10 protein-coding genes are annotated in these 12,883 nt (G+C 73.9%); 2 read left to right on the forward strand and 8 right to left on the reverse strand.

Annotation, left to right across the window (positions count from 1 at the left end):
- Positions 1-13: 13 nt before the first annotated feature.
- Positions 14-1,939 (reverse strand): N-acetylmuramoyl-L-alanine amidase, encoded by a 1,926-nt coding sequence (locus tag Sdi02f_RS27485; protein ID WP_108934206.1) that lies wholly within the window; start codon positions 1,937-1,939, stop codon positions 14-16.
- A 305-nt stretch (positions 1,940-2,244) separates the two neighbouring features.
- Positions 2,245-3,387, reverse strand: a complete 1,143-nt coding sequence (locus tag Sdi02f_RS27490) for an aminoglycoside phosphotransferase family protein (protein ID WP_167458257.1) — start codon at positions 3,385-3,387, stop codon at positions 2,245-2,247.
- A gap of 293 nt (positions 3,388-3,680) precedes the next feature.
- On the opposite strand from Sdi02f_RS27490, the gene Sdi02f_RS27495 reads away from it, so the two are divergent.
- Positions 3,681-5,189 carry a DNA-binding protein NsdB gene (locus Sdi02f_RS27495; RefSeq protein WP_030403846.1) on the forward strand — a complete coding sequence of 503 codons (1,509 nt, stop codon included), beginning with the start codon at positions 3,681-3,683 and terminating at the stop codon, positions 5,187-5,189.
- Here Sdi02f_RS27495 and Sdi02f_RS27500 read toward each other — a convergent pair.
- From Sdi02f_RS27500 to Sdi02f_RS27520, 5 genes are all read right to left on the reverse strand, one after another.
- Entirely contained in the window at positions 5,186-6,484 is a 1,299-nt protein-coding gene (locus tag Sdi02f_RS27500; RefSeq protein WP_108934207.1) for a PAS domain-containing protein, read from the reverse strand. The two genes, Sdi02f_RS27495 and Sdi02f_RS27500, sit on opposite strands and share 4 nt — an antisense overlap.
- A gap of 206 nt (positions 6,485-6,690) precedes the next feature.
- The gene (locus tag Sdi02f_RS27505) at positions 6,691-7,776 is read right to left on the reverse strand and encodes a Gfo/Idh/MocA family protein (RefSeq protein WP_053639778.1); all 1,086 of its coding nucleotides are present in this window, start codon (positions 7,774-7,776) and stop codon (positions 6,691-6,693) included.
- Positions 7,777-7,893: 117 nt separating this feature from the next.
- On the reverse strand, positions 7,894-8,988 hold the full coding sequence (locus Sdi02f_RS27510; RefSeq protein WP_108934208.1) for a baeRF3 domain-containing protein: 1,095 nt from the start codon (positions 8,986-8,988) through the stop codon (positions 7,894-7,896).
- Between the two features lie 52 nt (positions 8,989-9,040).
- A complete protein-coding gene (locus Sdi02f_RS27515) occupies positions 9,041-10,699 on the reverse strand; it encodes an alpha/beta hydrolase (RefSeq protein ID WP_108934209.1) in 1,659 nt (552 codons plus the stop codon).
- Between the two features lie 195 nt (positions 10,700-10,894).
- Positions 10,895-11,380 (reverse strand): nucleoside deaminase, encoded by a 486-nt coding sequence (locus tag Sdi02f_RS27520; protein WP_030403851.1) that lies wholly within the window; start codon positions 11,378-11,380, stop codon positions 10,895-10,897.
- Positions 11,381-11,536: 156 nt separating this feature from the next.
- On the opposite strand from Sdi02f_RS27520, the gene Sdi02f_RS27525 reads away from it, so the two are divergent.
- The gene (locus Sdi02f_RS27525; protein WP_030403852.1) at positions 11,537-12,496 is read left to right on the forward strand and encodes an NAD-dependent epimerase/dehydratase family protein; all 960 of its coding nucleotides are present in this window, start codon (positions 11,537-11,539) and stop codon (positions 12,494-12,496) included.
- 15 nt (positions 12,497-12,511) lie between these two features.
- Here Sdi02f_RS27525 and Sdi02f_RS27530 read toward each other — a convergent pair whose 3' ends face one another.
- Positions 12,512-12,781, reverse strand: coding sequence for a GlsB/YeaQ/YmgE family stress response membrane protein (locus Sdi02f_RS27530; RefSeq protein ID WP_030403853.1), 270 nt, complete (start codon positions 12,779-12,781; stop codon positions 12,512-12,514).
- Between the last annotated feature and the right edge of the window lie 102 nt (positions 12,782-12,883).

Genomic DNA, 12,883 nt, shown 5'->3' on the forward strand with positions numbered 1-12,883 from the left:
CACCGGCCCGCCGCTAGCGGGCGGCCGAGACCGTGACGTCGGCGGCGCGGACGTACGCCACCCGGTGGCCGTACTGGATCTCGTAGTACTGGTCCTCGCCCCGCACCACCCGGTGGGACGCCCCGTCGAAGTCGACCGCGTAGTAGTACTCGCCGGGCACCTTCTCACCGACCACGTACTTCTGCCCCGCGGGCAGCGTGTACGGCAGCGGCGACACCGTCTGGGCGGGCACGTCCGCCGGGTAGGCGGCCTTCTCCGGGTAGGCGCGCCCGTAGACCGGGACGCTCGCGAGGCCCTTCTTCGGGGTGACCACCTGTCCCGACGCGGGCACCGCCACCGGGCTCTTCGCCGGGTTGCGGAACCAGGCCTTCTGGCCCAGGTACCAGATGGCCGTCCAGTCGCCCCAGCGGTCGGCCACCGCGTACTGCTGGCCGGTGGAGACCCGGGAGGACAGGTCGTTTACCCCGGTCGTGGGCGTGGTGCCGAGGCCGATGTCCTTGATCAGCGGCGCGTCCGGGTCGTGGTCGGAGTACAGCCGCACCTCACTGGAACCGTGCGCCGCACAGGGCTCGCCGGCCGTCTCGCAGCCCGTGTACTCGGGACGGTTGGTGTCGTAGTCCGGGCGGATCGTCACCAGGGAGGACTTCTTGCCGGCCGTCGGCTCGACGGGGCGGCCGAGCAGCCGGAAGTAGTGCCGCCAGTCCCAGTACGGGCCCGGGTCGGTGTGCATGCCCGGGATCGTCGCCGTGGTGGTGCCGGGCACGTTGCCGTGGCCGAGGACGTGCTGCCGGTCCAGCGGGATGCCGTACTTCTTCGCCAGGTACGTCACCAGCCGCGCCGACGACCGGTACATCGCCTCCGTGTACCAGGCGTCCGGATCGGTCAGGAAACCCTCGTGCTCCAGGCCGACCGAGGCGCTGTTGACGTACCAGTTGCCCGCGTGCCAGGCCACGTCCTTCGCCTTCACGTGCTGGGCGATGTGGCCGTCGGTGGAGCGCAGCGTGTAGTTCCAGGACACGTAGGTGGGGTCCTGGACCATGTTGAGGACGCCGTTCCAGGTGCCCTCCGTGTCGTGGACGACGATGTACCGGATGCGCTGCGAGGCGGGCCGGTTCCCCAGGTCGTGGTTGCCGTAGTCGTCGCCGCCGAACTCCTCGTACGGCGCGGGGACCCATTCGCAGGACACCGTCCGGGGACACTCGGTCCCGGCGGCGGAGGGGGCCCGCAGACCCGCGCCGTCCAGTTGCGAGACCTCCGGTGCCACCCCGGGGCGGGCGGCCAGGGCGACCCGCTGGCCGGCGTCCGTGGTGCGCCGCTCGCCCGTGCGGATCACCTCGAAGACGTCGTTCGCGTACGCCGCCGCCGTCGCGGAGTCCTCCGCACCCGAGAAGCGGGCCACCGCCCCGTACCAGTCCGCCGGGTCCGCACTGAGCGGCTCGCCCAGTTCGCGCTGGGCGGCGGCGAGCAGCGCGGCACCGCCGGACACGTTCGCGGCCGGGTCGGTGCGCAGCGCCTGGGGGCTCAGCCCGGTCAGCTCGGCCGCCTTCGGCAGGGTGGTCAGCCGCTCGGGCAGGTCGGCGGAGGGCGCGGCGGCACGGTTCACCGGATGCAGCGGAGCGCGCGCGTCGTCACCGCGCGGGTCCTCGGAGCCCTCGCCGTGGTGGGAGCTGGACGCCCCGGCCAGCGCCGTGCGGGCGTCGGTGAGGTGCAGCGGGCCGTAGCCGGCGGTCACGCTCGGCGCGCCGCCGTGCGTGTCCCAGCGGGACTGGAGGTAGGAGACGCCGAGCAGGACGCTCTGCGGCACGTGGTACTCGGCCGCCGCGGCGGCGAACGCCCGCTGCAGCCGGTCCGGGGCGGGGGCCGCGTCCGGGGGCGCGGCGGCGGACGGTGCCGCGCCGAGGAGCGGCAGCAGCAGCGCCGCGGTGGCCAGGGCGGGCACGACGGGGGTTCCTCGCAAAACGGCCTCCAGTGACGGTCGGGCGTGGCGGGACGTGCGGGCCGGGCGTGGGTCAGTGGTACCCGGCGGTCCGACGATCCGTCAATCATGCCGTCGCGGCGGCGATTCCCCACGTCAACAGGGGGGGTGTGGCGAGTTTCCCGACGGCGGCCCACGGGCCTGCGCGGCGTCAGTGGCGCACACCAATGACTCGCGCGCGTCCCCCGGCCGGCCGGGAACGCGAAAACCGCGGTGCGCCCCGCCGAAGGGGGCACACCGCGGACCGTCGTCCTCCTCGCGTCCTGCCGTCAGCGCGTGCCGACCGCCGCGCGCACGGCCCGCCGGGCCATCTGGCAGTCGTCGTGCAGCCGGCGCAGCAGCAGCCGCTGGTCCTCGCCGGTCGGCGTGGCACCCGGATGCGCCGGTGCCGGAGCGGAGGGGACCGTGTCGTGCATCGAACGCTGCACGGCCGTCTCGTACGTACGGATCTCCCTGGTCAGGACGAGCATCAGATTCACCAGGAACGCGTCGCGCGCCGCCGTGCCCGTCGCCTGGGCGATCTGGCTGATCTGACGGCGCGCCTCCGGGGCGTCGCCGAGAACGGCCCACAGCGTCGCCAGGTCGTAGCCCGGCAGGTACCAGCCCGCGTGCTCCCAGTCCACCAGCACCGGACCGGCCGGGGACATGAGGACGTTGGACAGCAGCGCGTCACCGTGACAGAACTGGCCCAGGCCCTGGCGCCCGCCCGCGTGGGCGATGCCGTGCAGCAGCTTCTGCAGGTCGCCGAGGTCCCGGTCGGTGAGCAGTCCCAGCTCGTGGTAGCGGGAGATCCGGGCCGCGTAGTCCAGGGGCGCGTCGAAGGTGCCGGCCGGCGGCCGCCAGGCGTTGAGCCGGCAGACCGCGCCGATCGCCGCCCTGATGTCCGCCCGGGGCGGTGCCTCCAGGGGATGCCGCTGCAGGGCCGCCACCCGCCCGGGCATCCGCTCGATCACCAGCGTGCCGTTGTCCGGATCCGCCGCGATCAGCCTCGGCACCCGCACCGGGGGGCGATGCCGGACGAACGAGCGGTATGCCCCTATCTCGTGGCGGCTGCGCTCCGCCCACGCGGGGGAGTGGTCCACTAAGCACTTGGCCACGGCCGTGCTGCGACCGGTCGTACCGACCAGGAGCACGGACCGGCCGCTGCGCCGCAGTACCTGGACGGGGGAGAACTCCGGGCAGATCCGGTGCACGGCGGCGATCGCCGTGCGCAGTTGGACCCCCTGGGGGCCGGACAGGTCGATTCTTCCGCTGAGCGGCTGGGCGCCCGGCCCCGTGCCGAGCCGCGCCCTGCCGGCCCCGAGCACCGGGGCCGCCGGCCGTGCGGGGGCGAGGTAGGGGCCGCCGCCCGCCGCCGGACGGGGGTGCAGCGCGCGCTGCGGGGCGGACACGGAGGACGATGCTGCGTACATGGGCGAGACAGATCCCTTCGTGTGCCTGCTGTGCCTGCCTGAAGAGCGGTGCCCGCCCGGTCCGTTCGGTGCCGGGGGCACGCCTTCCGAAAGCCTTCGCGCCGCCCGACCGGCCGCCTGGGGCCACCCTGGGGAGTACCCCCGCGGCGACCGGGTCGGGGTGGCGCATTCCTACCTGACACCCGGCCCCCCGTGGCACACCATCTGGCGCACCCTGGCGAACGGTGGCGAATAGTCGCCCGGCAACCCGCACGGGGCTACTGTCAACTCAGCCGAGAACCTGGGGGCTTGACGTGAGCAAAGAACCCAACACCCGTCTGTCGGACCTGTTCGGCCTGGCCGGCTGGTCCAAGGGCGAACTCGCGAGGCTGGTCAACCGGCAGGCGGCGGCCATGGGCCACCCCCAGCTGGCGACCGACACCTCGCGGGTGCGGCGTTGGATCGACATGGGAGAGATCCCGCGCGATCCGGTGCCGCGGGTGCTGGCGGTTCTGTTCACCGAGCGTCTCGGCCGTGTCGTGACCATCGAGGACCTCGGTCTGGTCCGGCACGGGCGTGCGGGGAAACGGCCACACGACGGGAGCGAACAGCATCCCGACGGAGTGCCGTGGGCGCCCGAGCGGACTGCGGCGGTCCTCACCGAATTCACGGGAATGGACCTCATGCTCAACCGACGCGGCTTGGTGGGCGCGGGCGCCGCGCTCGCCGCGGGCTCCGCACTCAGCAGCGCCATGCACGACTGGCTGCACACCGACCCGGCCCTGGCGGCCGGCGCCCCCGACCTCCCTCAACCCCTGCACGCCGACCCCGCCGGGTTCGACCGCTACGAGGCCGCCCCCGTCGGGTCGCAGGAAGTGGAGGAACTGGAGCGCTCCGTCGAGGTCTTCCGCGCCTGGGACGCCGCCCGCGGCGGCGGACTCCAGCGCAAGGCCGTGGTGGGCCAGCTCAACGAGGTGGGCGGCATGCTCGCCTACCACCACCCACCCCATCTCCAGCGGCGCCTGTGGGGCGTCGCCGCCAACCTCGCCGTCCTCGCGGGCTGGATGTCGCACGACGTCGGCCTGGAACCGACGGCCCAGAAGTACTTCGTCATCGCCGCGCACGCCGCGCGCGAGGGCGGCGACCGGCCCCGGGCGGGCGAGGCGCTCTCCCGGGCGGCGCGCCAGATGGTGCACCTGGGCCGCCCCGACGAGGCCCTCGACCTCATGAAGCTCGCCCAGTCCGGCTCCGGCGACCAGGTCCTGCCGCGCACCAAGGCCATGCTGTACACCATCGAGGCCTGGGCACAGGCTTCGATGGGCAAGGGCCAGGCGATGCGCCGCACCCTGGGGCGGGCCGAGGACCTCTTCGTCTCCGACCAGGCGGACGTGCCGCCCCCGGACTGGATGCAGACGTTCAAGGAGGAGGACCTGTACGGCATGCAGGCCCTGGCCTACCGGACGCTCGCCGAGTTCGAGCCGTCGGCCGCCGCGCACGCCCAGCACTACGCGGACAAGGCCCTGGCCCTCAGGATCGACGGCCGGCAGCGGTCGAAGATCTTCGACTACCTGTCGATGGCCTCCGCCTGCTTCATCGCCGACGACCCCGAGCAGGCGGACCGGTACGCCCGGCTGGCCCTGGTGTCGATGGGATCCAACTCCTCCCAGCGGACCTGGGACCGGCTGCGCCAGATGTACCGGCTCACCGCCCAGTACGCCGGCTACCCGAAGATCCAGGAGCTGCGCGAGGAGATCAAGCAGGCGTTGCCCAAGGTCAAGTCCGCCAAGGGGAAGGGGCCGGAGGGCACCGTCGCGCCGGCCTAGGGCGTCACCCGGGCCACCAGCACGCAGGTGTCCCGGCGGTCCTGCGGTTCACCGAGTTCGCGCGTCACAAGCCGTACGGCGTCCTGTGCCGAGTCCGCCCCGGTCAGCCGGGGGGCCAGCGAGAGGAGGTGCTCCAGGGCCGCCCGGTCGAGTGTCCCGGTGTGCAGGAGCAGCAGGTCGCCCGCTTCGAGGCTCGCCTCGGCCTGCCCGGACGTTCCGCCCGGGCCGGTCAGTTCGTGGCCCGTCCCGCCGCGGAACAGCAGCGGGGCGGGGCACGAGGCGTGGGCCCAGGTGAGGGTGCGGGGGAGCGGCCGGTAGCCGCAGTACACCGCGGCGCGGACCGGCGGCAGGGCGGTGGACGCCAGCAACGGGCCGAGCCGGTCGCCGAGTTCCGCCGTCCGGACACCGGCCAGCGCCAGCCCGCGCAGGGCCCCGACGAGCACCGCCGGGCCGTGCGCCTCCACGCCCGGGGCCTCGAAGGCGCCCACGGTCAGGAGGGTTTCGCCGTCCGCCGCGAGCGGACACGCGTCGTACCAGCCGCCGTAGCGCGAGGGCGGGCCCGGCGCGGGTGCGGACGGGAGGTGCGCGGCGGCCAGGTCGAGGCCCGGCCGCCCCTGGTCCGGGAAGCCCAGGAGCCCGTGCCAGGGCGGCGGCGGAGGACGCCGGAGGGAGTCGCGGGTCTCGCTCACCACCCGCTGACTGCGCCGCAGTTCGCTCACGTCCCGCAGCACCGCCCACATCGACGCGGTGGTGCCGTCGTCGTCGAGGACGGGCTCGCCCATCATGTGCACGGTGCGGACCGCCCCGTCGGGGTGCACGACGCGGAACTCGCCGTCGATGGGCCGCGCGTCGACGAGGCAGTCCGTGACCATCGCGGTCAGTTTCGGGCGGTCCTCGGTCAGGACCAGGGACGGGAGTTCGTCGAGGCTCAGCGGGACGGAGGCGGGGTCGCGGCCCAGGATCCGGAAGAGCTCCCCGGACCACTCGGCCTCGTCCGTCAGCAGGTTCCACTCCGCACTGCCGACCCGGCTGAGCAGGGAACCGGGGCGGGGCGCCGGCGCCGGGCCGTCCCGTAACTGGGCCAGGTGCGCGTCGAGGTCGGTGAGCTGGTGCAGCGCCAGGTCGTACAGCGCGCGCTGCCAGCGCCCCCTGGGGTCCGCCGCGTCCTCCTGGCTGTCCCGCCGCACCGCGTCCACGTCGCCCCGCAGCCGGCGTGCCTGCGTGATGAGCGCCTCGACCGAGCCGTGCCCCGGTGGCCGGGCGGCGGGATGGTCCGCGGAGAGAGGGGACGACATGACGCACTCCGATGTGCTGACGGTACGACCAAGGCGGAACCGAGGCTGGTGGAAGGACCGTTACGACTGTGGCACAGCCCGCCACGCCCCGTAAGGGATTTGGCAACACACGATACGGTGGTGCTTCCGGCATATGCCACAGTCTTCCCGGAGTGGTTCCGCTACGCGTTCCGCAGGCCCGCGTTCGGGAGCAAGTCGTAGACCGCCTACGGGACTTGGTGAGGTTCCGGGCCCGGACGCCCAGTCGCCCCGCTGTTCGACGGACGGGTGTTCCCTGACGGGTCGTGGAGGGCCGGGCGGGGCGCCAGTTCGACCGGAGTGCGCGCGCCCGTCTCCAGGGCCCGCACCCCGGCCTCGGCGACCGCCGCGGCGGCGTAGCCGTCCCAGGCGCCGGGCCCGGTGACCCGTCCCCGGCGGGTGGCGTCCACCCAGCTCTGCACCTCGCGGTCGTAGGCGTCCGCGAACCGCACCAGGTAGTCCTGCGGCACCTCCTCCCGCGCACCGCCCGCCGCCGTCACCACCATGGTGTGCGCCCGGCCGATCCGGGCGCTGCCCTTCTCGCAGACGGCCTCGCAGCGCACCTCGTAGCCGAAGCCGCAGTTGACGAAGACCTCCACGTCCACCACGGCGCCGCCCTCCGTCTCGAGGAGCACCAGCTGCGGGTCGGCCAGACCCTCGGGCGCACCCGCCGACGGGCGCGGACGCAGCACGGTCACCGCGCTCAGCTCCTGGCCGAGCAGCCAGCGGGCCGCGTCGATCTCGTGCGAGACGGAGCTGTTGATCAGCATCGCCGAGGTGAAGCGGGGCGGGGAGGAGACGTTGCGGTGCACGCAGTGCAGCATCAGCGGACGGCCCAGCCGCCCGCCGTCCAGGAGCGACTTCAGCCGCAGGTACTCGGCGTCGTACCGCCGCATGAACCCGACCTGCGTCAGCCTCCGGCCGAGGCGCGCCTCGGCCTCCACCACGCGCAGCGCGCCCGCGGAGTCCGGCACCATCGGCTTCTCGCACAGGACCGGCAGCCCCCGCGCGAAGGCCGCCATCAGCGCCTCCTCGTGCGCCTCGCCGGGCGAGGCGATCAGTACGGCCCCGACGCCCGGCGCGTCCAGCGCCGCCTCCGCCTGCGTGTGCACGACGACCCCGTCGATCCCCGCCGCGGCCTCCTTCGCCCGCTCGGCGTCCGGGTCCGCCACCGCGGCGACCCGGGCGCCGCTCACCACCCGGTCGAGGCGCCGTACGTGGTCGGCACCCATGTGACCCGCGCCCAGGACCGCCACACCCAGAGGTTCACCCACGCCGCACCCGCTCCTTCGCCGTCCGCCGCACACCCGCGAGCAGCGGGTCCGTGTACGGCGGACAGGCTTTCACGCGGCCGGGCGTCACGGGAGGGGGCGGCCCGGCCGCCGCGGAGGTCAGTAGCGCAGGACTCCCGCGATGCCGGCCGCGTCCCCGAGCGTGCCGTCCGGCACGAAGCGCACCTCGGCGCCCGTATCCAGGCACTGCTCGACGATCTCGTCCACGATGTCCTCGCGGGCGTCGAGGTCGCCGTCGTCCGCGGGGATCAGGTGCTCGCCGTCGTCGCGCATCGTCACCTTGAAGTTCTCCTCGACGGCCAGCAGCCGGACCCGGCCCGTGCGGGCGCTCTCCCACAGCTCGTCGACCCCGGCCGCGAAGTCCTTGCGGCCGCGGGCGGCGTCCAGCTCCCTGGCCACCGTGTCGACCGCCGCGCGGGCCTCGTCCTCCAGCACCGGCCGCACCGCCTGCCACACCGCCTCGGCGGAACCGTGGGCCAGCCCGCCGTGCGGGACGAGCACCGCCTGCGCGGCGAGCGTGCCCGCCTCGTCGAACAGGGACAGCGCCGGTTCGGGACCGGTGACGTACAGCGGCCGGGGATGCGCGCGCAGCACCTTGCCCATCGCGGCGTCGGCGTCGCGCAGGAACCGGCGGGTGCCCTCGTCCCGGAACGTGCTGGGCGCGTCGCCGATCCGCTCCTGCCGTTCCGGGTCGAAGTCCTCCGCGGGCCGGTCGAGGGGGAAACCGCCGAGGTGCTCCTCCACGACCCGGCCCGCGCCGCCGCTCCACAGCGTGACGCGGTCGGCGGCGACCGACAGGACCCAGAACGGCCGCTCGGCGGCCTGCGCGGCGACGAGGTTGCGGGTCAGGAAGGTGTCCGAGAGGACCACGCGTTCGGGCACGGAACGGCTGAGGGTCCAGACCTGGTGCTCACCGGGGGCGGCGAAGATCGCCAGACCGTCCTCGGCGTACGTCAGGTCGACCTCGGCCATGGCCCGGTCGAGTTCGCCGGACACCTCCGCGCGCCGGTCGCGGGTGACCGACGGATCCTCCTCGAGCTGTTTCTTGGCGGCGGCGACCGCGTTGCGCAGCCGGACCCGGTCCTGGGCGTTGTCCGGTTCACGGCGATGTGTCGGCGTCAGCACGGACACGGCCGGGTACGGGCGGGGGCGCCGCAGTTCGGCGAGGGTGGCGGGACTCAGATCGTGCTCCATGTCAGCACGATAGGGCGAACGGGCATGTCGGGCATTCGGAGCGGATCGCCGCTCAGTCGGACCCGGTGCCGGCGGGCTCGGGGCCGCAGGAGCTGCCGTCGGGCGGCAGGGAGCCGTACAGCAGGAAGTCGTCGACCTTGCGGTGCACGCACTCGGAGGACGCGTAGCCGGTGTGCCCCTCGCCCCGGTTGTCCAGGACCACGGCGGAGGGGCCGAGCCGGTCCGCCGTCTCCGTCGTCCAGCGGTACGGCGTGGCCGGGTCGCCGCGGGTGCCGACCAGGAGCATCTTCGCGGTGTCGAGGTCCTTCACGTCGTCCCGGACGTAGTCGGTGCCCCTGGGCCGGCCGTAGCACATGAGCACCTGGGTGAGCCGGTACCGGCCGAAGACCGGCGAGGCCTCCTCGTACCGGGCCCGCAGTCGTCCGAGGGACGCGGTGACCTGGGCGGCGGAGGGACGGTCGGGGTCGTCGGCGCAGTTGATCGCCATCAGGGCGGCCGGGAGGTTGTCCATGGGGACGTCCGCCTCGTCGGTGAGCCCGGCGTCGCCCCCGTCCGCACGGACCGGGAAGGTGACGCCGCCGGAGGAGAAGCCCTCCAGGCCGCCGGTGTCACCGTCCTGCAGCAACTGCGCGAGCGCCCGCTCCAGCGAGGGCCACAACTGGCGGCTGTACAGCGCCTGGCCGATCGCGCCGACCATGTCCTGCCCGGTGAACGGCTTGCCGAAGGCCGACGGCACCGGGTCGGAGTCGAGGGAGGCGACGAGCCGCACGACCTCTTCCCGGGCGCCGCGGGCGTCCTGGCCGAACGGGCAGGCGACGTCCTCGACGCACCAGTCCAGGAAGTTCTCCAGCGCGGTCTGCTGCCCCCGCGCACCGACGAGCCCCTGCTCGGTCAGCGGTTCCGTCAGGGTGTCGACGCCGTCGAGTACCATCCGGCCGACCTTGTCCGGGAACTGGGCCGCGTACACCGCTCCGAGCCGGGACCCGTAGGAGAAGCCCAGGTAGTTGAGCCGGTCGTCGCCGAGTGCCCGGCGCATCACGTCCATGTCGCGCGCGGCGTCGACCGTGCCTATGTGCGGCAGCACGGGCCCGGAGTACTTCGCGCACTCGGCCGCCGCGTCCCGCAGCCGCGCCAGCGCGTCCCGCGGGTCGCCCGTCCCGCCGTCGCCGTCCGTCGCCTCCGCGATCTTCAGGGTGGCCGGTCCGCAGGAGACCGGGGAGGAACGGCCGACGCCGCGCGGGTCGAAGGTCACGACGTCGTAGCCGTTGGTGAGGTGCATGAACTCCTTGCCGCCGGCGGCCAGTTCATTGACGCCGGAACCGCCGGGGCCGCCGAAGTTCAGCAGCACGGAGCCCCGGGAGTGGCCGGTGGCCCGGTAGCGGGCGAGGGCGACGTCGAGGGTATTGCCCCGGGGACGCGCGTAGTCGACGGGGACGGTGACCTTGCCGCACTGCAGGTCCTTCGGCATCTCAGTGCCCCTGCACGCCGACCACGTGATCTTCTGGTCGTAGAACCGGGACAGGCCGGAGCCGGCGTCCCGCCCGGCGGTCGCGCGGGTCTCCCGCCCGGCCGCCGTCGTCGCGTCGTTCGCGTGGTTCGCGTCGTGCGTGGCGTTCGCGGCGGGCAGTCCCGCGCCCAGCAGGGCCAGGCCGAGCGCTCCGGTGACCGCGCAGCGCCGGACCGAGGGCCGAGTCTCCAGCTTGGCCTGCATCGATGCCTCCCGGGCGCCCCGTCGCGGACCGGTGGTCGGCGCCCTCGCCCACCATAAGCGGGCTGCGCACACGGCGCCTTCCGGGCGGCGGCACACCGGACGGGAGCCCGGGCCGGCCTCCACCGGCACGAACGTCGGCGGCGTCGGCGTCGTCGCGGTCGGCGTCGGCAGCCCGGCCGTCGGCGACGAGCGGGGTCAGGCGCGTCCCGCGTGGAAGCGCCGGTGCAGGGCGTGGATCTCCTCGGTGAGCTGCGGCACCGGGCCCTCCACGGTCACGCCGGGCGCCACCTCCTGTACCGCGAGCGGCCGTACCGGCGCCTCAGGGACGCCCAACTCCGCGAGCCACGCTCCCAGTTGCTCCGAGGAGGCGACGTACACGATGCGGCCCAGGCCCACCCACGCGTGTGCGGCGGCGCACATCGGGCAGTGCTCGCCGGACGTGTACACCGTCGCCGCGGCCCGTTCCTCCGGGCTCAGCCGGTCGACGGACCAGCGTGCCAGCTCGAACTCCGGGTGACGGGTGCGGTCGCCGGAGGCCACCCGGTTGCGGTCCTCGGCCAGCACCGTGCCGTCCCCGCCCACCAGTACCGACCCGAACGGTTCGTCGCCGGCCTCCAGCGCCTCGGCCGCCAGCTCCACACAACGGCGCAAGTGGGTCAGTTCGGTGTCCTTCACGGCCATGGCGTACGGCCCTCCTCGTGACGTGATCCTTTCCCGCCAGCCTATGCGTCCCTCCACCCGGGCATCTTGCTACGGCTACTAGTTCACGTTAGAGTCTCTAACGAACGAGAACGGCCATAGTCAACAGCCGATGGCCGGCCGAGGCAGAGGAGCGCCATGTCCACCGCAACCCCGCAGCAGCAGGCCCCGCACACCGTTCTGGGATCCGGCCCCGCCGGCACCGCGCTCGCTCGTGAGCTGGTGCGCCGCGGACACCCCGTCCGGCTGGTGGACCGCAGGGCGACAGGTCCCGCGATGGAAGGCGTCGAGCGGGTCGCCGCCGACGTGAGCACGGCCGACGGCGCCCGCGCCGCCGTACGCGGCGCCGCCGTCGTGTACCACTGCGTCAACGTCGCCTATCACCTCCAGGTCGAGGTGATGCCCCGGGTCCAGGAGGCCGTCCTGGCCGCCGTCGGGGCGAGCGGCGCCCGGCTGGTCGTGCTCGACACGCTCTACCCCTACGGCGAGACCGGGGGAGCGGTGATGACCGAGGAGACCCCCTGGAAGGCGACCAGCCGGAAGGGCCGGATGCGCGCCGAGCTGGACGAGCGGTACCTCGCCGCCCACCGCTCGGGCCGGGCCCGGGTGGTCCTCGGCCGCAGTGCCGACTTCGTCGGGCCCGGCGTCCTCAACTCCTCCCTGGGCGCTGCCGTCTTCCCCGGCGCGCTCACCGGCGGGGAGGTCCTGGCCATGGGCGACACGGAGCTGCCGCACAGCTACACCGCTGTGACGGATGTGGCGGCCGGCCTCGCCACCCTCGGTGAGCGCCCCGACGGCGACGGCCGCGTCTGGCACCTGCCGACCGCGCCCGCCGTCAGTACGCGCGAGATCCACACGATGGTGGAGAAGCGGGTGGGCCGCCCGCTGAACGTCGTGGTGCTCGAACGGCCCCGCCCCTTCGGCCCCTTCGACGAGCGGATGATGGCCGAGTACGAGGAGATGTTCTACCAGCACACGGAGCCGCAGATCATGGACTCCACCGCCTTCGAGCGGTACTTCGGGGCCGCCCCGACGCCCCTCGCGGACACCGTGGACGCGACCGTCACCTGGTACGAGGCATGGCTCCGCAGCAGGTGACGGTCGCCTCCGTGCTCAACGGCCCGGGCGTGAACGCGACCGGTCCAGCGCGGCCACGCCGACCGCGGCCAGGCCGATCTGGATGAGCCACTCGATCCAGTCGACGCCCTTGGTGTCGGCCACGCCCAACGCCGACGCGATGAACGATCCGATGAACGCGGCCACGATGCCGACGAGGATCGTCCACAGCACGCCGATGCGCTGCCGGCCCGGGACGACGAGCCGGCCCAGCACGCCGATGACGACACCGATGACGATGGCACTGATAATGCCGTCGATCTCCATCTCCACCCCTTCGTCTCAAGGCCCCCGCAGTAGAGCGTCTGCCCACTGCGGGCGGCGGCAGTCCGCCGGTCCGTTTCCGTCGGCGGCCGCGTGCGGGCGCGG

The organism is Streptomyces ardesiacus (assembly GCF_003112575.1).
Taxonomy (GTDB): domain Bacteria; phylum Actinomycetota; class Actinomycetes; order Streptomycetales; family Streptomycetaceae; genus Streptomyces; species Streptomyces ardesiacus.

What these genes read in the sequence shown, in the direction of transcription:
- Sdi02f_RS27530 (WP_030403853.1), bottom strand. Translation starts at nt 12,781, where the DNA reads ATGGAGATCGACGGCATTATCAGTGCCATCGTCATCGGTGTCGTCATC.
- Sdi02f_RS27510 (WP_108934208.1), bottom strand. Translation starts at nt 8,988, where the DNA reads ATGGAGCACGATCTGAGTCCCGCCACCCTCGCCGAACTGCGGCGCCCC.
- Sdi02f_RS27500 (WP_108934207.1), bottom strand. Translation starts at nt 6,484, where the DNA reads ATGTCGTCCCCTCTCTCCGCGGACCATCCCGCCGCCCGGCCACCGGGG.
- Sdi02f_RS27520 (WP_030403851.1), bottom strand. Translation starts at nt 11,380, where the DNA reads ATGGCCGTGAAGGACACCGAACTGACCCACTTGCGCCGTTGTGTGGAG.
- Sdi02f_RS27525 (WP_030403852.1), top strand. Translation starts at nt 11,537, where the DNA reads ATGTCCACCGCAACCCCGCAGCAGCAGGCCCCGCACACCGTTCTGGGA.
- Sdi02f_RS27515 (WP_108934209.1), bottom strand. Translation starts at nt 10,699, where the DNA reads ATGCAGGCCAAGCTGGAGACTCGGCCCTCGGTCCGGCGCTGCGCGGTC.
- Sdi02f_RS27490 (WP_167458257.1), bottom strand. Translation starts at nt 3,387, where the DNA reads ATGTACGCAGCATCGTCCTCCGTGTCCGCCCCGCAGCGCGCGCTGCAC.